The following is a 20,469-nucleotide window of genomic DNA, read 5'->3' on the forward strand; positions in this document are numbered from 1 at the left end:
CTCCCACCCCCTTCGTTCCGCAGCTCCGAAAGGAACCCACACATGGAAGGCACCATCCTGGTCGCCACCGCGGGCCAGGGCGTCCTGCGCTCCTCCGACGACGGCGCCACCTGGTCCCGTCTGGGCCTCGGGCAGGCCCTGGAGTTCGACGCCGTCGTCCGCTGCCTGGCCGTCCACCCCGAACAGCCCGAGGTCGTCTTCGCCGGCGCCGACGCGGGACTCGTGCGCAGCGGTGACGCCGGGGTCACCTGGCACCGGGTCGACTCCCCGATGAACGACCGGACCATCTGGTCGCTGGCGATCGACCCCACCCACCCGGACACGATGCTCGTCGGCACCGGCGCCCCCTCGCGGGCCGCAATGTTCCGCACCACGGACGGCGGCGAGAGCTGGGAGCAACTGCCGCCCGAGATACCGGAGTTCTGCGCGGGCGTCAACCGTCCCCGCATCCTGACCTGCGTAGTCGACCGCCATGAGCCGAAGAACATGTGGTTCGGCGTCGAGGAGGGCGGCCTGTGGCGCAGCGGTGACCGGGGCGACACCTGGGAGCGGATCGACGGCACCCCGGCCTCCCTGCCCCAGGGGGTGACCAACTCGGACGTGCACTGCGTCGTCGTCCTCGAAGGCCCGCCGAAGACGATCGTCGTCGCGGTCGTCAACGCGCTGTTCGTGAGCCACGACGACGGGGCCACCTGGACCCGCACCGACTCCCGCGAGACCTTCGGCATCTACTACACCCGGCTGGTCAAGCAACTCCCCGGCACCGACGACCTGCTGCTCGGCATCGGCGACGGCACCCCCGGCACCACCACCCGGATCCTGCGCTCCGAGGACCTGGGACGCAGCTGGCAGGACACCGTCCTCGACACGCCCGCCAACTCGACCGTCTGGGCCTTCGGCACCCACCCCGCCGACCCGCAGCTGGTCTTCGCGGGCACGAAGTACGGCCATCTCCTGCGCTCCACGGACGCCGGGCGCAGCTGGCGCAAGGAGTGGCGCGAGTTCAGCGAGATCACCGATGTGACCTGGACCCCCGCCGTAGCGCCCACCACGGAAGGACACTGAGCATGGAGCCCGACGAGCGTGTACTCGCCCCGCACGAGGAGCCCACGCCGATCCCCGCCGGCCCGCGGGACGTCGTACGGCCGCGGGTGCGGCGGACCCATCTGTCGCTGTTCGTCCGCGACCCGGAGGCCTCGGCCGCGTGGTACGAGGACGTCCTCGGCATGGAGGTGACCGCGCGCGGCCCGCAGTGGGTGTTCCTGTCCTTCGGTCGCAAGCACCACGACATCGCCCTGATCCGCGCCGAGGAGGGAGCCGTCGCCGGAGGCGTCGGCCTCCAGCACTACGGGCTGGAGGTGGAGGGCGACCTCGACGAGTGGCGGCGGCTGTACGGGATGCTCCTCGCCAAGGACGTGCCCGTGGTGAAGACCACCGATCACAAGATCGGCTTCGGTCTCTACTTCACCGACCCGGACGGCAACCGCTTCGAGTTCTTCCACGAGACGGTCACCGACGACGAGGAGGGCAAGCGCGTCCTCGGCCTGTACGGCGCCCCCAGCGAACCGGTGGAGATCGAACCGCTCCGCGGCTGACCCCGCCGTCCCTCACTCACCCCGCCGTCCCTCACTCACCCCCTCACCCCTGACCGACCCGGAGGAAAGACCCATGCCCCAGCCCAACTTCGCCGGGTACCACATCCGTAAGTGGTTCACCCAGACCGAGGACACCCTCGCCAACGAGACCGGTGTCCTCGCGGACGGCGACCCCGTCCGCAAGATCGTGATCGCGGCGGCGGTCCACAACCCCTACGCCGGGCGGTTCAGCCAGGACCTCGGCGGCATCGTGGCCGATTCGCCGAAGCTGGGTGAGGAGTTCGGCCGGCGCGCCCTGGAGGCGGCCGGCGGCCTCGCGATCCAGAGCTACGGGAAGGCGTGCCTGGTGGGCACGGCCGGCGAGTACGAGCACGGCAACGCCTTCCTCACCGCGGTCTTCGCGGACCCGGTGCGCGAGGCGGTCGGCGGCGGGAAGGCGTGGGTGCCGTCGACGGGCAAGCGGGGCGGGCCCGGTACGGTCCTCGACGTTCCGCTGGCCCACAAGGACGCGCTGTACGTCCGCTCGCACTACGACACCATCACGGTGAGCTTCTCCGACGCCCCGAACCCGGACGAGGTCGTCGTCGTGTTCGCGTTCGCCACCCGCGGCCGGCTGCACGCCCGGCTGGGCGGTATCGGCGCCGACGAGGTCCAGGGCCAGGACGGGCTGCGCTGAGGTGGCCGCCGACACCACCTTCGGCGGGCGGGACCGGTTCCTCACCCTCAACGGGCTGCGCGCCCACTACGTGGAGTGGGGCGACGAGGACCGGCCCGCGATCGTCATGCTGCACGGACTGCGCAGCTACGCCCGGACGTTCGAGCCGCTGGCCGGGCGGCTGAAGGACCGGTACCGCGTCCTGGCCCTCGACGCGCGCGGGCGGGGCGACAGCGACTGGGACCCGAACGGCGCGTACCACACGGAGTCCTACGTCTCCGATCTGGAGCAGTTCACCGACCGCCTCGGCCTGGACGGATTCGTGCTGCTCGGCCACTCCATGGGCGGCGCCACCACGTACGTCTACGCGGCGCGCCACCCCGAGCGGGTGCGCGCGGCGGTCGTCGAGGACATCGGGCCCGGCTCCTCGCTGTCCGGTGCGGGCGCCGAGCGCATCAGAAGGGAAGTGGCCGAGACCCCGCGGGACTTCCCCGACCGGGAGGCGGCCCGCCGGTACTGGCGGAGCATCCGGCCGCACATCTCCGACGAGGCCCTCGACTCCAGGCTGCGGCACACCCTCGGGCCGGACGAACAGGGGCGCTGGCGCTGGAAGTTCGACCTGGCGGGCATCGCGGCGGCCCGCCTCGACCCGGATCCGGCCCGCCAGGTCGACCTGTGGCCGTACGTCGAGGCACTGCGCTGCCCGACCCTGGTCGTCCGCGGCGGGGAGTCCGACTTCCTCCCCGCCGCCACGGCGGTGGCGATGACGCTGCGCAACCCGCGGATCCGGCTGGTGGACGTCCCGGGCGCGGGCCATTACGTGCACGACGACGCCCCGGAGCCCTTCCACCACCACTTCACCCGTTTCCTCAGGAGCGCGGAGGCCGTCCGATGACCGAACCCGTCGTGCACCGCGCCCAGGTGGCCGTCGTCGGCGCCGGACCCGTCGGTGTGACGGTCGCCAACTACCTGGGCCTCTACGGGGTGCGCGCCCTGCTGATCGACCGCAGCGAGGAGATCGTCGACTATCCGCGCGCGGTCGGCATGGACGACGAGTGCCTGCGCAGCTTCCAGGGCGTCGGGCTCGCCGACGAGATGCTCGCCGACATGATCCAGAACGTGCCGATGAAGATGTTCGCCGCGAACGGCCACTGCCTGGCCGACATCCGGCCGGACACCAAGGAGTTCGGCTGGCCCCGGCGGAACATCTTCATGCAGCAGCTCGCCGAACGCACCCTGCGCGAGGGCCTCACCCGCTATCCGCACGTGCGGTCCCTGCTGGGTCATGAGCTGGTGCGTCTGGAGCAGGACGGCACCGAGGCCCGGCTGCACGTCGTCGGGCCCGACGGGCAGCGCGTGCTGGTGCACGCCGACTACGTGGTCGCCGCCGACGGCGGCCGCAGTACTGTGCGCGAGCAGCTGGGAATCCCGTTGAGCGGGGACACCCACCCGCGCAAGTGGGTGGTCATCGAGTGCGACAACGATCCGCTCGACGCCCCGTACACGGGGCTGCACGGCGACCCGAAGCGCCCGTACGTCTGTCTGGACCTGCCGTACAACTACCGCCGCTGGGAGTTCATGCTGTTCCCCGGCGAGGACGCCGAGGCCATGCTGCGGCCCGAGAAGGTGCACGAGCTGCTGTCCGGGCACGTGCCCGATCCCACGGCGCTCCACATCATCCGGGCGCGCGTGTACACGCATCACTCGCGGGTGGCCGACCGGTTCGTGGACGGCCGGGTCTGCCTGGTGGGCGACGCCGCCCACCTCATGCCGCCGTGGGCGGGGCAGGGCATGAACACCGGCATCCGGGACGCGACCAACGTCGCGTGGAAGCTGGCCGCCGTCGTCAGCGGTCGCGCCCATCCGCGGATCCTCGCCACCTATGACACCGAGCGGCGCGAGCACGCCCGCGCGATGGTGAAGCTGTCCGACGCCATCGGCCGGTTCCTCGCCCCGACGAACACCACGGTGGCCCGGGCACGCGACACGCTGGTGCGGGGCCTCACCGTGGCGCCGCCGGTGCGCAGCTGGCTGGTGCACATGAGGTTCAAGCCCGTCCCCCGGTACACGGAGGGCATCATGCTGCGCGGCCGGCGGCCGGGGCGGCGGAACTCCCCGGTGGGCCGGATGTTCGTCCAGCCGAGGGTGGAGACCGCCGACGGGCGGGTCGTACCGCTGGACGAGACCCTCGGGGAGTGGTTCGCCCTCATCGGCTACGGCACCGATCCGCTCGTCCATCTGGATCCCGACAGCCGTGCCTTCTGGGACCGGATCGGCACGCGGTACCTCACGGTCGTCGAGTCCCGCTCGGGCCGGTCCCGTACCGAGCGGCGCACCTCGGCGACGGGCTCGGTGACAGTGGAGGACGTCGACGGCACCCTGCGGGACTGGTTCGCCGCGCACGAGGGCGGTGTCGCCGTGGTCAGGCCGGACCGGTATCTCGCGGCCCTGGCCACGCCCCGCGACCTCGGGGCGGTGAGCGACGCGTTCGAGCGGCTGGTCGCGCCGTCGCGGGCCGTGGAGTCCAAGGACGCCTGGCGCTCGCTGCCCGTCCCGGAGGGGGAGGCGTCGTGATCGTCGAACAGCGCGACTACCTGCTCAAGCCGGGCGCGGCGGCGCACTACGTGCGGCTGTGGGAGGAGTTCGGCCGAGGGCCCCAGGTGCGGATCCTCGGCAACCTCCTCGGCTGCTGGACCACCGAGGTCGGCGACCTCAACACGCTGGTCTACCTCTGGGGTTTCGAGAGCCTGGAGGACCGCGCCAAGAGGCGCGCCGCGCTGGCGGAGGACGACGAGTTCGCGTCGTTCCGCGGCCGGGTGCGGGAGCTGCTCGTCCGGCAGACCAACCGGCTCCTCGTCCCCGCCACCGAGCACGTCCATGTGTGCCCGTCCGAGGGAGGCCGGGCATGACCGCCGATCCGGCCCCCTCCGCGGCCGCTCAGGAGTACGTCGACGCCATGGCCCGCGACCGCGGGTACGTCCTCGACTACCACAAGGTCATGGCCCGGTACGACCTCGATGTCCTGCGGGCGGCGAACGAGCTGGTCCGGGCGGCCTATCTGGCGCCCCGCGGTCTGGACCGCCGCACCAAGGAACTGCTGTTCATCCTCAGCCTGACCGTGATGCGCGCGGACCGGCATCACATCCAGAGCCACATCCGGGTGGCCCTCGACCTCGGGGTCACCCCGCGGGAGATCCTGGAGGCGATCGAGATCGCCCTGCCGGAGGCCGGCATCGTCGCGTTCCAGGCCGGGCTGGAGGCCTGGCGGGAGACCGTCGGCGCCGTCGGCATCGAGCCGAACTCCGTTGCCGGGAAGGGCGGTTCGGGCACGGTGGAGTGAGCGGCGCGGCACGGCGAGAAGGGGCGGTCTCCTGGAGACCGCCCCTTTCGTATGCGGGAGCGTCAGAGGGAGGAGGGCACCTCGGGCGGCGCCGGCTCCGTCTCCCGGCCGTCCGTCCGGCGCCCGCCGCCGAGACGGCCGCCCCGTACGGCGCCCAGGACGAGCCCGCCGACGAACACCAGCAGGACACCCAGCTCCAGGAGCAGGGCGGTGCCGCCGGAGGCGCTGATCAGGGTGGGGAAGTTGGCGATGGTCATGACCATGACGCCGAGCAGCAGCAGGACGGAGACGCTCGGCGCGATCAGCGTGTGCCAGGGGCGGGTGTCCAGGCGGGTCCGCCGGAAGAAGGCCACGATGGAGAGCGAGGTGAGGATGTACAGCACCAGCAGCGACAGCACCGCCACTCCCCCGCCCCAGGTGAGCAGGGTGACCACCGGGTCGGCGCCGGCCACGGCGAACGGCACGACCATGCAGAGGGCGAGAACGGTCTGCGTCAGTCCGGCGATGTGGGGCGCCCCGTGCCGGTTGGTGTGGGACAGCCGGGCGGGCAGGACGCCGGTGGAGCCGAGCGAGTGGAGGTAGCGGTTGATGGCGTTGTGGAACGCGAGGATGCCCGCGAGGAGCGAGGAGGCGAGCAGGACGGCCATGGTGTCGGTGGCCCACGGGCCGAGGGTGTCGGTCACGGGCGCCAGGACCACCGAGGTGGCGTCGCCGTCGCGCAGGGCGGCGCGTGCCACGTCCTGCACCCTGTCCGCGCCGTGGTGGCTGACGACCATCCAGGAGACGAAGCTGAAGAACACCGAGATGACGACGACGGAGAGGTAGGTGGCCCTCGGCACGGTGCGGGTGGGGTTCCTGGCCTCCTCCGCGTAGATGGCCGCGGATTCGAAGCCGATCATCGAGGCGATGGCGAAGGTCAGGGCCACGCCCGGCGCCCCGGCGAGGAACGCGGACGGCGCGAAGCTGCCGGTGAGGTTCAGCCCCTGAGGGCCCCCGCCGGTGACGAACTCGTGGATCGCGAACGCCACGAGCAGCGAGCTCTCGGCGACGACGAGGAACGCCAGCAGCTTGGCGCCGAGTTCGATGTTGAGCGAGCCCAGGATCTGCACGAGGGCCGTCGTCGCCACCGCCCAGACCCACCAGGGCAGGTCGACGGAGAGGTACCGCACGGCCAGGCCCTTGACGACGACGCCGTACAGGCCGTACATGCCCGCCTGGGTGGCGCCGTAGCAGAGCAGGGCGGTCTGGGAGGCGCCGACTCCGACGGTCCCGCCCAGCCCGCGTGTCACATAGGTGTAGAAGGCTCCCGCGTCCGTGACGTGCCGGCTCATGGTGATGAACCCGACGGCGAAGACGGCGATGACGGCGCCGACGACGAGGTACGCGGCGGGCGCCCCGCCGCCGTTGCCGAGGCCGAGCGGCACCGGCAGGGTGCCCACGATGCCGGTCAGGGGGGCCTGCGCGGACAGGACGAAGAAGAGGATGCCGGCCACACCGACCGCACCACGGCGTAGGTGCGTGCGGTGTCCCGGATCGCGTGACTGCTGGGACAAAGGGACTCCTTGATCAGTACGGAGCGCGCCGGCGGGGGAACACGGCGCGGGACCCGGACGGGGGACGCCGCACGCGGAGGGGGCGTCGGGCCGAGGGGCGGTCGCGCTTGCGCCGGGACCGTGTCGGATCCTGGTGACCGCCGTCCGGATGTGATGGGGGACACTGTCCTGCCTTCCGGGCCCGGGGAGGGTGCGCGGCCGTGCACGCGCTTTCGCCACTGCATGCACGGAGCGGAACCGAGGAGGTGCGGACAGCGCTCCGCTCCGGCCCGCCCCGGCGGACGGGAACGATCTTCCGGTCAAGGGGAGTTGACGATACGGTGGCGGAGCAGCAACGACCGGATGGAGCGCGTCCATGCGAACCGTCGTGACGACCGAGCAGGTCTCCCCGGACGAGCGGTTCGACTTCTGGGTCGAGGAGATGGCCCGTCTGATGGTCGCGCCGCTGGACACCACGCGGACGGCCACCGATGTCTTCCACGGCACGGCCGCCACCGGCCGGGTCGGCGCGCTGCGGCTGAGTTCGCTGAGCGCGGGACCGCTGCGGGTGCGGCGTACGGAGTCGTCGGCCGCGCGGCACGAGGAGGACTTCTACAAGCTGGCCCTCCAGGTCTCGGGCTCCGTGGTGATCGAGCAGGACGGCGTGCGGAGCCGGCTGACACCGGGTGACCTGGCGCTGTGCGACACCTCGCGCGCGTACGGCTTCACGTACGAGAGCCCCTTCAGCACGGTGCTGGTGCTGGTGCCGCGCCCGCTGATCCCGCTGCGGCCGGAGACCCTGCGTGCGGTGACGGGCCGGCGGATGGCTCCGGACCAGGGGGTGGGCGCGGTCGTGGCGCCGTTCCTGCGGTCGCTGACCGAGCAGAGCGCGCACTGTGCGGGGCCCGAGGTGTCGCGGCTGGCGGACGGAGCGGTGTCCCTGGTCACGGCGCTGCTGTGCGAGCGGCTCAACCGTGCGGCGCCGGTGGCGCCCCATCTGGCGACCATGCTGCGCATCCGCGACTACATCGAACGCCGTCTCGCCGACCCCGACCTCACACCGGATGTGATCGCCGGGGCGCACGGCATCTCGCGGCGCTATCTCTTCAAGCTGTTCGCGGAGGAGGAGACGACGGTCGCCGGCTGGATCCGCGCCCGGCGGCTGGAGCGGTGCGCCCGGGACCTCGCCGACCCGGCGACCCGGGACCAGCCGGTGGCTGCCATCGCCGCCCGCTGGGGGCTCCTCGACGGCCGTCACTTCGCCCGCGTCTTCAAGGCGGTCTACGGCGAGACCCCGCGGGACTACCGGCGGCGGGCCGGACGGGGTCCGGCACCGGTGCCGCCCGTGCCCCAGGGCGGTTGACGGCGCCGCGTCGCCCTCGTTCCGCCGTTGCGTGCACCACGAGGGGGCGTTCCGTGCACGGGCTCGGCTGAGCACGGCGCTCCGGGAGGGAAAGCCCCTGCCGGGCTCTGGACGGGACACGGGCCGCACGTTTTTCATCTACGCACGTTGAAAAAACGGCGGCCTCCCCCGGAAGGAACGCGATGACCTCCCCTGCCCCGCACCCCCTCGCACCGCTCACCCCGAGTGAGATCACCGCGGCCCGCGCGATCCTCGCCGAGGCCGGACTGCTGGCCGGCACCAGCCGCTTCGCGTACCTCGGCCTGGAGGAGCCGGAGAAGGACCTCCTGATGGCGCATGCCGCCGGCGACCCCGTCGACCGACGGGTGCGGGTCATGCTGCACGACACGGCGGGGGCGCCCGCGCATGACGTCGTGCTCTCGCTGACCCGCCGCACGATCGACTCCGATCGCACGCTCGACGCCGTCAAGGACGGGCAACTCCCCATCCTGGAGGAGGAGTTCGATCTGATCGAGGAGATCGTGGCCGCCGACGAGGGTTGGCGGGCGGCGCTCGCCCGGCGCGGCCTCGACGGGGCGCTGGTGCGGGTCGCCCCGCTCTCCGCGGGGGTGTACGCGGACGAGTACCCCGACGAGGCCGGACGCCGTGTCCTGCGCGGCCTCGCCTTCGTCCAGAAGCAGCCGGAGGACTACGCCTGGGGATGCCCCGTCGACGGTCTCGTCGTCTACGTCGACGTGCTGAACAGGACCGTCGACCGGATCATCGACCTCGACCCGGTGCCGCTGCCCGATGTGTCCGTCGACTTCGGCGACCCGGCCGTCACCGGCCGCCGCACCAGCCAGAAGCCCATCGAGATCACCCAGCCCGAAGGACCGAGCTTCACCCTCGACGGCAACCTCCTGGAATGGGAGAACTGGTCCCTGCGGATCGGCTTCGACGCCCGTGAGGGCCTGGTCCTCCACCAGATCGCGTTCCACGACCGCGACAAGGGGCGCGACCGTCCCGTCATCCACCGCGCGTCGATCGCCGAGATGGTCGTCCCCTACGCCGACCCGTCGCCGGTGCGCTCCTGGCAGAACTACTTCGACACCGGCGAGTTCCTGATCGGCCGCATGGCGAACGCCCTCGAACTGGGCTGTGACTGCCTGGGCGACATCACCTACCTGGACGCCGTCATCGCCGACGACGCGGGCGCGCCCCGCACCCTGCGCAACGCGATCTGTCTGCACGAGGAGGACCACGGCATCCTCTGGAAGCACACCGACCTGTGGACCGGCCGCGCCGAGACCCGCCGCCAGCGCCGGATGGTGCTCTCCTTCTTCACCACCATCGGCAACTACGACTACGGCTTCTACTGGTACCTCTACCTCGACGGCGCCATCGAGTTCGAGGCGAAGGCCACCGGCATCGTCTTCCCCTCCGCTTACCCGGGCCCCGGCTACCCGTACGCCTCCGAGGTCGCCCCGGGGCTCGGAGCCCCGTACCACCAGCACCTGTTCTGCGCCCGCCTGGACATGGCCGTCGACGGCCCCCGGAACCGGGTGGAGGAGGTCGATGCCGTACGGGTGCCGATGGGGCCGGGCAACCCCCGCGGCAACGCGTTCACCCTCTGGCGCACACCGCTGCGCACCGAGTCGGAGGCCCAGCGGGACGCCGACCTCGCCGTCGGCCGGGTCTGGCACATCTCGAACCCCGAGTCGCTCAACTCCCTCGGCGCGCCCGTCGGGTACACCCTCCACCCGGAGGGCAGGCCGACCCTGCTCGCTGACCCGGGCTCGTCCATCGCCGCCCGCGCCGCCTTCGCCACCCGGCATCTGTGGGTCACCGCCTACGATCCCGCCGAGCGCTACCCCGCCGGCGACTTCGTCAACCAGCATCCCGGCGGCGCGGGCCTGCCCGCCTACACGGCCGCGGACCGTTCCCTCGACGGGCGGTCGCTCGTCGTGTGGCACACCTTCGGTCTCACGCACGCACCCCGCCCGGAGGACTGGCCGATCATGCCCGTCGACCACACGGGCTTCAAGCTCACCCCGACCGGCTTCTTCGACCGCAACCCGACGCTGGACGTCCCGCCGGCCGCGGCCGTCTCCCACGGCTGCTGCGATGCATGACCTGCTGGCGGTGGCCGGTCTGGCGGCGGCGGTGGTCTGCCTGGCCGGTCATCTGCCGGGGCCGGTGCGCGGCTGGGGACCGCACGCGGTCGTCGCGGCGGTGATGGCGGTGATGGTCCTGCCGGGCGGACGGTCGGGCGGGGCGCCGCTAGCCGGTACCGCCGTCGTCGCGGCGGCCGCCGTGTGGCGGCTGTGCGCGGGGTGCCCGGGGCGCGGCAGAGCCGCCGAGACGGTCGACCTCGCGGCGATGGCGCTCCTGACGGCGGCCGCCCTGCCGTGGGGGACGGCCGTGCCGCACCACGGAACCGGTGCCGGTACCGGAGGCGGCGGGCTCGCGCTGCTCGTGACCGGTTGCTGGGCGGCGACGCGGGCGGGCACCGTGATGTTCTCTCAACTACGCGGCGAACACGGCCCGTTGGCGCGGCGGCAGGACGCGGCGGCGGTCCTCATGGTCGCGGCGATGACCGCCATGGCATGGTGAAGCGGCACAGGCGGGCGCCGGTCCCGTCGGAGGAAGGGAGTCGGCGGGCTCATGCCGAAGATCGTCGACCATGACGCGCGCCGTCGTGAGATCGTCGCGGCGGTGTGGGCGCTGATCGCCCGCAAGGGGCTCGACGCGGTCACGATGCGCGATCTCGCCGCCGAGGCGGGGTACGCCAACGGGGCCCTCGCCCCGTACTTCCGCGGCAAGGACGACATCCTGCTGGCGGCCTTCCAGTACGCCGTCGAGAGCACCGACGTGCGTGCCGAGCGGGCCATCGGTGACGCCACCGGGCTCGTGGCGCTGCGCCGGCTGTGCCACGAGATCATGCCGCTGGACGAGACACGGCTGCTGGAGGCCCGGGTCGTCGTCGCGTTCTGGGGCCGTGCCCTGCACGACCCGCGGATGGCGGCCGTCCACGTCACCGCCGTGGACCGGTGGCGACAGCGGATGACGGGCTGCCTGGCCGAGGCCAGGGCGGCCGGCGAGATCCGGGGCGCGGCGCCGGACGAGCGGAGCGCCGACGCGCTGCTCGCGGCGCTGGCCGGTTTCCAGGTCAACGCGCTGCTCGTACCGCACACCGCGAGGCCGGACCACCAGCAGGCCGCCCTCGACGGGCTGCTGGCGTCCTTCTAGCACCACGAAGGTCGCCAAAGGTCCCCAATTCATCCCATGACCCCGCAGGGCCACCCGGGCTTTCGTGTAAGGTATGGACACCTCCCGGAGACAGCCCTATAAATCCATCCCATGTCCAGAGATCGTCATGGCTTGACCGGGTCGGGCCGTCCCCTCGACCGCAGATCGTTCCTCGCCACCACCGCCCTCACGGCGGGGGCCACCGCCCTGCCCGGCGGTGTGCTCTCCGGCCGGGCGGCGGCGGCCGTCCCCCCGCAGATCACGCTCCCCGAGCGGGGCATCCACGACACCTCCCCCGCCTCCGCCTGGACCGACGGCTTCCTCACCGGCAACGGCGAGCACGGGGCCGTCCTGTACGGCGCGCCCACCCTGGAGAAGGTGGTCCTCAACCATCACCGGCTGGTGCTGCCGAACGGCACCCGCGACGTGAAGCCGCCGGTGCTGTCCGGTCGTCTGGAAGGCGCACGCGACAAGGCGCTCGCGGGCGACTACACGGGCGCCAACCGGGACTTCGCCGCGGGCTGGTCCCTGCGCTGGACGCAGGCGTACCACCCGGCGTACGAGCTGCGCATCGCCACGCCGGGCATGACGACGGTCCGCGACTACGGCCGGGTCACCGACTTCCGTACCGGCGAGGTGAGTTCGAGCTGGACCGACCAGTACGGCACCTGGACGCGACGGGCGTTCGTCTCCCGCGCCGACAATGTGATCGTCCATGAGCTGCTCCCCGCCGCCGGCCGTACCGTCGACACGACCCTGAGCGTGCACACCGCGCTCGACGGGCTCCCCACCGGCCTGGGCTTCACCACGCGCGCCACCGTCGCCGAGGGCTCCGGCTATCTGAATCTGCGCGGCACCTACCCCGCGGGCCAGGGCGCCTTCGGCTACGAGGGCGTCACCCGTGTCGTCGCCTCGGGCGCCGGCGCCACGGTCACCGCCACCGGTGCCACGATCGTGGTGGCCAAGGCGACCAGGGTGCTGCTCCTGACCAAGCTGGGCCGCTACGAGTCGTCCACCGGCTGGGACTCCGAGCCGCTGCACACCCGGCTCGCGGCGCTCGGCACGGACTACGCGGCGCTGCGCGCACGGCACACGGCCCTGCACACCGCTCTCTACGACCGCTCCCGCCTCGACCTGAACGTCCCGGACGCCGACCGCCGGCTCTCCGTCAGCGAACTCCTCGCCCGCCAGAACGCCGACCGCAACGTCATCGACACGGCGCTGCTGGAGCGGCTGTACGACTCGGGTCGCTACTTCTTCCTCAGCTCCAGCGGCATCCTCCCGCCCCGCCTCACGGGGATCTGGGCGGGGTCCTGGGGCGCGGCCTGGGCCGACGACTTCACCACCGACGCCAACGTCAACCTCCAGGTCGCGGGCGGCAACATCCTCGACCTCACCGAGCCCATGCAGGGCTACTTCGACCTGATCCTCGGGCAGCTCGACGACTGGCGGACCAACGCCAGGAACCTGTACGGAGCCCGCGGCTTCCTCGCCCCCTCCCGCACGGACGGCGAGTACGGCCACATGCTCCACTTCAACGGCGGCAGCTTCCCCGGCCACACCTGGACGGGCGGCGCCGACTGGCTGCTGTACCCGCTGCTGGAGTACTACGAGGTCACCGGCGACGAGGCGTTCCTGCGGGACCGGCTCGGGCCCGCCCTGATGGAGCTGGCCCTCTTCTACGAGGACTTCCTCACCCGTACCGACGCGAACGGCAAGGCGGTCTTCGTGCCGTCGTTCTCCATGGAGAACTCCCCCGGCAACACCGGCGTCTGCTTCTCGGTGAACGCCACCGGCGACATCATGGCGGGCAGGCACGCGCTGCTGGCCGCGATCGACGCCGCCGACGCCCTCGGCGTCGAGCAGGGCAGCGGTCAGGGCGTCGCCCGCTGGACGGCGCTGCTGAAGAAGCTCCCCGACTACCGTGTCAACGGTGACGGGGCGCTGGCCGAATGGTCCTGGCCGAGCCACACCGACCGCTACAACCACCGGCACGTCCAGCACCTGTACGGCGCCTGGCCCCTGCACGAGATCAACCCCGAGGAGGAGCCCGCCCTCGTCCGCCCGGCGAAGCGGGCCCTCGAACTGCGCGGCGACCAGAACATCTCCGCCCACGGCAGCCTCCACCGGGCCCTGGCCGGGGCTCGGCTGAAGGACGGCGGACAGGTCTACGGCAACCTGCGGAAGATCCTCGGCAACGACATGATCTTCAAGTCGCTGATGACGTCCCACAACCCGAACCTGGACATCTACAACGCGGACGCGGCCAACGCCATCCCCGGTGTGCTGGCCGAGGCCCTGCTGTACCACCGCCCCGGAGTGCTGGAGATCCTGCCCGCCCTTCCCGACCAGCTGCCGAAGGGCACGATCACCGGGGTCAGGGCCCGTGGCCGTATCCGCGTCCACAGCTTCGCCTGGGACCTGGACGCACGGACCGCCACCCTGTCCGTGACCTCCGCCGTCGACCAGGAGGTGGCCCTGATCAGCCGGCGCGGCATGACCTCCGTGTCGACCACGGCGACCGTCGCACCGTCCGCCCTCGGCACCCACGCCAGAAAGGTGTCGCTGGCCGCCGGGCAGCGCACGGAGATCTCCGTCTCCCTGCTCAGCGGCTTCTTCCGCCTGGTCAACCGGCACAGCGGTCACGTCCTCGACGTGCCCGGCGCGAGCACCGCCGACGGCGCCGGGATCATCCAGTGGGGCTGGTCCGGCGCCGTCAACCAGCAGTGGCGACTGCTGCCCGAGACCGACGGCTCCTTCCGCGTGGCCGCCCGCCACAGCGGCCGGCTGCTGGACAGCCCCGGCGGCTCGGGCCCCGGCGCCCAGCTGATCCAGTACCACGACGCCGGCAGCGACAACCAGCACTGGAAGCTGGTCGCCGCGAGCGACGGCCACCATCGGCTGGTCAACGTCCGCAATGGCTGGTGCGTGAGCGTCGACGGCGACTCGGCGCAGGCGGGCGCCCGCGTCGTCCAGCAGCCCGTCGGCACCGGCGGCGGCCAGGAGTGGCGGCTCGTGGCGGTGTGACCCGACGCGGGGCCGTCACGGCGTCGAGGGGTGCGGCGGCCCCGGCCATGAGCAGGGGCCGGGGCCGCCGCGGCGTTGCGCGGGCGATGCCCCGGCCATAGGGGTGTGAGGTCGATGGCCGTACCATGACGTGACCGGGCTCACGTCGCCCCGGCCGACTCATGATCCGGCTCGCGTTCCCAGCCGCGAACGTCGGCGGCGTCCCGCCATCAGACCCGTCCAGCGGGCACCGCACCCGGCTTCGCAGGAGGCACACGGTGAAGGACGTCGGAAGCGACCGAAGAACGTTCCTCCGGGGCGCCGTCACGGCGGGCGCCGCCGCCGTGACGTCCACCGCGTGCGGGCCCCCCGCCGCCCGTAACTCCGGTCGGGCCGGGAACAGCAGGACAGTCGTCGTCCGCGACATCGGCGGCGCCTACGGCGAGGCGCATCGCAAGGCGGTGTACGAGCCGTTCGGCAAGGAGACCGGCATCCGCGTCGACGTCGTCCACATCCCGACGTACGCCGAGCTCCTCTCCCAGATCCGGGAGGGCCCCCGCTTCGACCTCATCGACATCGACATGAGCGCGCTGGCCCTCTTCGAGAAGGACGACGCCACCCAGGAACTCGACTACGACCGGCTGGCGAACACCCGGAGCGCCGGCATCGCCCGGTCCCTGCTCACCTCCCACGGCGTCGGCAAGAACTACTGGGCCAGCGTCATGGCGTACCGCACCGACGCCTTCGGCGGGATGGCGCCGGAGACCTGGGCCGACTTCTGGGACATCAGGGTGTTCCCCGGCAGCCGGGCCCTGCAGAGCCCGGAGGGGGGCCCGCCCGAGTTGGAGTTCGCCCTCCTCGCCGACGGTGTGGCCGCCGACCGGCTCTACCCCCTCGACGTCGACCGCGCCTTCAAGGCCCTGGACGAGATCAAGGGCGCCGTCCGCCGGTTCTGGGGCGACGGCGCCTCGCCGGGGCTGCTGCTGGAGCGGCGGCAGGTCGCCGCCACCACGGTCTGGCACGGCCGCCCGAACCAGCTCATCCAGCGGGGCGCCCCGCTCGCCTACCAGTGGAACGGCGCCCGCCGGCAGAGCAACGGCTTCGGCATCCCCCACGGCGCCCGGCACCCGGACGCCGCCTACCGGCTCATCGACTTCGCCCTGCGCCCCGAGGTGCAGGCCGCCGTCGCCGAGCTCTACCCCATGGGCCCGGTGGTGCCGACCGCGTACAAGTACCTGCCCAGAGCCGCCGCGGATCTGGCCAGCTCCCCGGAGCACCTCTACACCGGTTTCGACCTGGACATCGGCTGGTGGGTCGCGAACAAGGAAGCCGTGATCAAGCGCTGGCAGGAGTGGGTGCGGTCCTGAGGACACGGCTCTGGGACGGATCGGCACCGTCTCTCGGCACCGCCGGCTCCCGCCGGGCACCGGGAAGGACATCCCGTGGAGGACATCCCGTGGACATGACCAGCATCTTCGACCGGTCGACCGACCGGCCCGGCGGTCGTCGTTCCCGTACGGCGGCTGCCCCGCCCCCGCCCGAGGATCCGGACCGGTCACGCAGGTCGCCCGCCCGGCCGCCCGGGACCCGTGCGCGTTCCGTGCTGAGCGCGCGCAGCGTCGCGGGTCAGGTGTTTTTGTGGCAGCTGGTGCTGGTGATCCTGTTCGCGGCCGCGGCGGGCGTGGCGCTCGTCCTCCAGGCCCGTACGTCGAGCACGGAGGAGGCCCGCAGAGTGTCGCTGGGCGTCGCCCAGGCCTTCGCGCGGGCCCCGGGAACGGTCGAGGCCATGAAGTCCGCCGACCCCACTGCCGTACTGCAGCCGCGGGCGGAGGAGACCCGTGAGCTGACCGGTGTCGACTTCGTCGTCGCGATCGATCCACGCGGCTACCGCTGGACACACCCCGACCCGAGTCTGATCGGGGAGCACGTCTTCGCCCTGCGCAAGGAGGCGGCCGCCGGTCGGCCCTTCACCCAGGACATCGAGGGCAGCCTCGGGCTCGCCGTGGAGTCCACGGTCCCCGTCTTCGACACGGGAGGACGGAAGATCGTCGGTCTGGTGTCGGTCGGGGTCACGGTCAAGAACGTCAACTCCGTGGTCCAACGCCAGATGCCGATCCTGCTCGGGTCCGTCGGAGGTGCGCTCGCGCTCGTCACCGGCGGCAGCGCCCTGGTGTCGAGGCGGCTGCGCCGGCAGACCCGCGGACTGGGACCGGCCGAGATGACCCGGATGTACGAGCACCACGACGCGGTGCTGCACGCGGTGCGGGAGGGAGTGCTGATCATCGACGGTGACGGGCGGCTGCTCCTCGCCAACGACGAGGCACGGCGCCTGCTGGACCTGCCCGCGGACGCCGAGCAGCGCCAGATCACCGCCCTGGGCCTGGAAGCGGGTACCGCCGCTCTGCTGGCCTCCGGCCGGGCGGTCACCGACGAGGTCCACCTGGCCGGCGACCATCTGCTGGCGGTCAACATCCGGCCCGTCGACCCGGAAGGCGGCGTACGGGGCCATGTGGCCACCCTGCGGGACACCACGGAACTCCAGGCCCTGGCGGGCCGGGCGGCCGTGGCCAGGGAGCGGCTGCGGATGCTGTACGAGGCGGGCGTGCGGATCGGCACCACACTGAACGTGGTGCGCACCACCGAGGAGCTGGCCGAGGTGGCGGTCCCCGGCTTCGCCGACGTGGCCACGGTCGACCTCCAGGATCCGGTGCTGGAGGGTGAGGAGCCGGTCGGACCGAGTCCCGAGCTGCGCCGCACGGCGCTGCACAGCGCCAAGGGGTCGTCCTGGCCGCTCTTCCCGGTGGGGGATCTCATCCGCTTCGCCCCCGAGAACCCGGTGGCCGTCAGCGCCCAGCAGGGCCGGCCCGTCCTCGACGCCGACCTGACCGCCTCCCACGACTGGCGCGTCCAGGATCCCGAGCGGGCCCGGCGCCTCCTGGACTCCGGACTCCGCTCCTTGATCACCGTGCCGCTCCAGGCCCGCGGTGTCTTGCTGGGCGTGGTCAATTTCTGGCGCGCCGAGCAGGACGCCTTCGAGGAGGAGGACCTGGCCTTCGCCGAGGAACTGGCCGCCCGGGCCGCGGTCGCCATCGACAACGCCCGCCGCTACACGCGCGAGCACGCCATGGCCGTGGCCCTGCAGCGCAGCCTCCTGCCGCGCTCCCTGCCCGAGCAGTCCGCCGTCGAGGTCGCCCACCGCTATCTGCCCGCCCGGGCCGGTGTCGGCGGCGACTGGTTCGACGTCATCCCCCTGCCCGGGGCGCGGGTGGCGCTGGTGGTGGGCGACGTGGTCGGCCACGGTCTGCACGCCGCGGCCACCATGGGTCGACTGCGCACCGCCGTGCGCACGTTCTCGTCCCTCGACCTGGCCGCGGACGAACTGATCAGACGCCTCGACGAGCTCGTCACCCGGGTCGACGGCGAGGAGAGCGGCGACGGCGAGGGAATCACGGGAGCGACCTGCCTGTACGCCATCTACGACCCGGTTGCCGGGCGGTGCTCCGTGGCCCGGTCCGGGCATCCGGAACCGGCCCTGGTGCACCCGGACGGCACGGTCGAGCGGATGCCGGTGCCGGTCTCCCCGCCGCTGGGCCTCGGAGGCGGCCAGCCCTTCGAGAAGGCCGAGTACACCCTGCCCGAGGGCTCCCGGCTGGTCCTGTACACGGACGGGCTGATCGAGGATCGCGGCCGGGACATCGACACCGGTCTCGCGTTGCTGCACGACGCGCTGGCGGGGCCGGGCCGGACACCGGAGGAGACCTGCCGGGCGGTGTTCGACGCCCTGCTGCCGGTGCGCCCGAGCGACGACATCGCGCTGCTCGTCGCCCGGTCCCGGCTGCTCGACCCGTCCCAGGTCGCCGACTGGGACATCCCCGCGGATCCCGCCGCCGTCGCCGGGATCCGGGCCCAGGTCGCCCGCCGGCTGGAGGAGTGGGGGCTGGAGGAGTTCGCGTTCTCCACCGAGCTGGTGATCAGCGAGCTGGTCACCAACGCCATCCGCTACGGCAGCGACCCGAGGCGGCTGCGGGTCCTGCGCGACGGCGACAGCCTCATCTGCGAGGTCACCGACGGCAGCAGCACCTCTCCGCATCTGCGCCGGGCCGCCGACACCGACGAGGGCGGGCGGGGACTGTTCCTCGTGGCCCAGTTCACGCAGGGGTGGGGCACCCGCTACCTGGCCCGGGGGAAAGTCATCTGGACGGAGCAGTCGCTCCACGGCAGCCTGCCCGAACCCGATGGCGACCTGGCCGAGACCCTGCTGGACCAGTGGGACGACACGGGCTGGTGACGCCGGTCGGTGCCCGGCCCCGGCTTCGGGACGGGCCGGTGCCGGGCTAGAACGCGGTGTAGCCCCCGTCCACGGGCAGCACGGCGCCGGTGATGTAGGACGACTCGGGGGAGGCGAGGAAGAGAACGGCGTCGGCGACCTCCTCGGGCGTGGCGAGCCGGCGCATCGGTATGGAGTCCTCTCGGGTGCGCCGGTAGGCGGCGGGGTCGGGGCGCCGCTGGAACGACGCCTCGATGACCGGCGTCATGGTCAGACCGGGGGCGACGACGTTGACGCGGATGCCGCGGTCCGCCCATTCGACGGCGGCGCCCCGGGCCAGCGCGATGAGGCCGCCCTTGGCGGCGGAGTACAGGGTCTGGTTCGGCATGCCGACCATCCCGAGGCGGGAGCTGACGCACACCATCGACGCGCCCCGCTCGGGGGCCAGCGGCATCAGGTGCTTCATGACGAGGAACGCGCTGAGGAGGTTGGCGTGGAGCACGTCGCGGGCGGCCTCGTAGGACGTCTCGGCGAGCGGAGCGGACCGCTGGAGGCCGTGGCAGAGGACGACCACTCCCACGTCACCCAGGTGCCCCCGCGCGCGAGCGGCGAGATCGGCGACGAACCGCTCGTCGTCGAGATCCCCCGCGAGGTAGAGGTCGTCCGGGTGGCTCTCCGGCGGCTCGGGTCGCCGTCCCGTGAGCAGGAGACGGGCGCCCTCGCGGCGGAAGTGGGAGGCGATCGCCTGCCCGATGCCGCTCGACGCTCCGGTGATCACGGCGTTGACGCCCTGAAGTCTCATACGGTTCCTAGTCGGTCTGGGGAGAGCAGCGGTCGCGGCTCGGTGGCGACGTCGGCCGCCCGGTGGCGTCGGCGGCATGGTGGCGTGACCGGCGCCCCGGTGGCCGGAGTCGGCCGTCGTCAGGCCCGTACCTGCCCCCTGCCGGCGACGATCTCCGGGCGGAGCAGGTCGGCGAGGGTCTCGGCGGGCAACAGGCCCTTCTCCAGCACGAGTTCGGCGACGCCCCGGCCGGTGGCGAGGGCCTCCTTGGCGATGTCGGTGGCCGCCGTGTAGCCGATGTGCGGGTTGAGGGCGGTGACCAGGCCGATGGAGTTCTCCACCGCCGCGCGCAGTTCGGCCTCGTTGGCGGTGATGCCGTCGACGCAGCGCTCGGCGAGGGTGAGGCAGGCCGCGCGCAGATGCGTGATGGACTCCGACAGCGAGTGCAGGATGATCGGTTCGAAGGCGTTGAGCTGGAGCTGGCCTGCCTCGGCGGCCATGGTGATGGTGACGTCGTTGCCGATCACCTCGAAGGCGACCTGGTTGACGACCTCGGGGATGACGGGGTTGACCTTGCCCGGCATGATCGACGAACCGGCCTGCACCGGCGGCAGGTTGATCTCGTTGAGCCCCGCGCGCGGCCCGGACGACAGCAGCCGCAGATCGTTGCAGCTCTTGGAGAGCTTCACCGCGATCCGCTTG

17 protein-coding genes are annotated in these 20,469 nt (G+C 72.4%); 14 read left to right on the forward strand and 3 right to left on the reverse strand.

The window, feature by feature from the left end:
• Positions 1-42 precede the first annotated feature (42 nt).
• From AOK23_RS00890 to AOK23_RS00920, 7 genes are all read left to right on the forward strand, one after another.
• Complete coding sequence (locus AOK23_RS00890) at positions 43-1,065, forward strand: WD40/YVTN/BNR-like repeat-containing protein (RefSeq protein WP_055710820.1); 1,023 nt, start codon at positions 43-45, stop codon at positions 1,063-1,065.
• A gap of 2 nt (positions 1,066-1,067) precedes the next feature.
• Complete coding sequence (locus AOK23_RS00895) at positions 1,068-1,595, forward strand: VOC family protein (RefSeq protein WP_079049199.1); 528 nt, start codon at positions 1,068-1,070, stop codon at positions 1,593-1,595.
• Positions 1,596-1,668: 73 nt separating this feature from the next.
• A complete protein-coding gene (locus tag AOK23_RS00900; RefSeq protein ID WP_055710821.1) occupies positions 1,669-2,271 on the forward strand; it encodes an amino acid synthesis family protein in 603 nt (200 codons plus the stop codon).
• Between the two features lies 1 nt (position 2,272).
• On the forward strand, positions 2,273-3,145 hold the full coding sequence (locus AOK23_RS00905) for an alpha/beta fold hydrolase (protein WP_055710822.1): 873 nt from the start codon (positions 2,273-2,275) through the stop codon (positions 3,143-3,145).
• Positions 3,142-4,824 (forward strand): bifunctional 3-(3-hydroxy-phenyl)propionate/3-hydroxycinnamic acid hydroxylase, encoded by a 1,683-nt coding sequence (locus AOK23_RS00910; protein WP_055710823.1) that lies wholly within the window; start codon positions 3,142-3,144, stop codon positions 4,822-4,824. Before AOK23_RS00905 ends, AOK23_RS00910 begins: the two co-directional genes overlap by 4 nt.
• Positions 4,821-5,159: an NIPSNAP family protein gene (locus tag AOK23_RS00915; RefSeq protein ID WP_055710824.1), complete on the forward strand. Its 339-nt coding sequence runs from the start codon at positions 4,821-4,823 to the stop codon at positions 5,157-5,159. The genes AOK23_RS00910 and AOK23_RS00915 overlap by 4 nt, the downstream gene beginning before the upstream one ends.
• On the forward strand, positions 5,156-5,590 hold the full coding sequence (locus AOK23_RS00920) for a carboxymuconolactone decarboxylase family protein (RefSeq protein WP_055710825.1): 435 nt from the start codon (positions 5,156-5,158) through the stop codon (positions 5,588-5,590). Before AOK23_RS00915 ends, AOK23_RS00920 begins: the two co-directional genes overlap by 4 nt.
• A 62-nt stretch (positions 5,591-5,652) precedes the next feature.
• On the opposite strand, the gene AOK23_RS00925 is transcribed toward AOK23_RS00920, so the two are convergent.
• On the reverse strand, positions 5,653-7,143 hold the full coding sequence (locus AOK23_RS00925) for an APC family permease (protein ID WP_240496196.1): 1,491 nt from the start codon (positions 7,141-7,143) through the stop codon (positions 5,653-5,655).
• A 355-nt stretch (positions 7,144-7,498) separates the two neighbouring features.
• Between AOK23_RS00925 and AOK23_RS00930 the strand changes: the two genes are divergently transcribed.
• From AOK23_RS00930 to AOK23_RS00960, 7 genes are all read left to right on the forward strand, one after another.
• Positions 7,499-8,485, forward strand: coding sequence for an AraC-like ligand-binding domain-containing protein (locus tag AOK23_RS00930; protein WP_055710826.1), 987 nt, complete (start codon positions 7,499-7,501; stop codon positions 8,483-8,485).
• Between the two features lie 182 nt (positions 8,486-8,667).
• The gene (locus AOK23_RS00935) at positions 8,668-10,596 is read left to right on the forward strand and encodes a primary-amine oxidase (protein WP_055710827.1); all 1,929 of its coding nucleotides are present in this window, start codon (positions 8,668-8,670) and stop codon (positions 10,594-10,596) included.
• Entirely contained in the window at positions 10,589-11,077 is a 489-nt protein-coding gene (locus AOK23_RS00940) for a hypothetical protein (protein ID WP_055710828.1), read from the forward strand. Before AOK23_RS00935 ends, AOK23_RS00940 begins: the two co-directional genes overlap by 8 nt.
• 51 nt (positions 11,078-11,128) lie before the next feature.
• Positions 11,129-11,713, forward strand: a complete 585-nt coding sequence (locus tag AOK23_RS00945; RefSeq protein ID WP_055710829.1) for a TetR/AcrR family transcriptional regulator — start codon at positions 11,129-11,131, stop codon at positions 11,711-11,713.
• Positions 11,714-11,845: 132 nt separating this feature from the next.
• Complete coding sequence (locus AOK23_RS00950) at positions 11,846-14,740, forward strand: glycosyl hydrolase family 95 catalytic domain-containing protein (protein WP_240496197.1); 2,895 nt, start codon at positions 11,846-11,848, stop codon at positions 14,738-14,740.
• Positions 14,741-14,997: 257 nt separating this feature from the next.
• Complete coding sequence (locus AOK23_RS00955) at positions 14,998-16,086, forward strand: ABC transporter substrate-binding protein (protein ID WP_055710831.1); 1,089 nt, start codon at positions 14,998-15,000, stop codon at positions 16,084-16,086.
• A 95-nt stretch (positions 16,087-16,181) separates the two neighbouring features.
• Entirely contained in the window at positions 16,182-19,007 is a 2,826-nt protein-coding gene (locus AOK23_RS00960; protein WP_079049202.1) for a SpoIIE family protein phosphatase, read from the forward strand.
• Between the two features lie 46 nt (positions 19,008-19,053).
• Here AOK23_RS00960 and AOK23_RS00965 read toward each other — a convergent pair whose 3' ends face one another.
• A complete protein-coding gene (locus AOK23_RS00965) occupies positions 19,054-19,788 on the reverse strand; it encodes an SDR family NAD(P)-dependent oxidoreductase (RefSeq protein WP_055710832.1) in 735 nt (244 codons plus the stop codon).
• A 119-nt stretch (positions 19,789-19,907) separates the two neighbouring features.
• Positions 19,908-20,469 (reverse strand): lyase family protein (locus tag AOK23_RS00970; RefSeq protein ID WP_240496198.1); only part of this gene is annotated, 562 nt, incomplete at its 5' end.

Origin of the sequence: Streptomyces torulosus, from assembly GCF_001419765.1 — a bacterium.
Classification (GTDB): Bacteria; Actinomycetota; Actinomycetes; order Streptomycetales; family Streptomycetaceae; genus Streptomyces; species Streptomyces torulosus.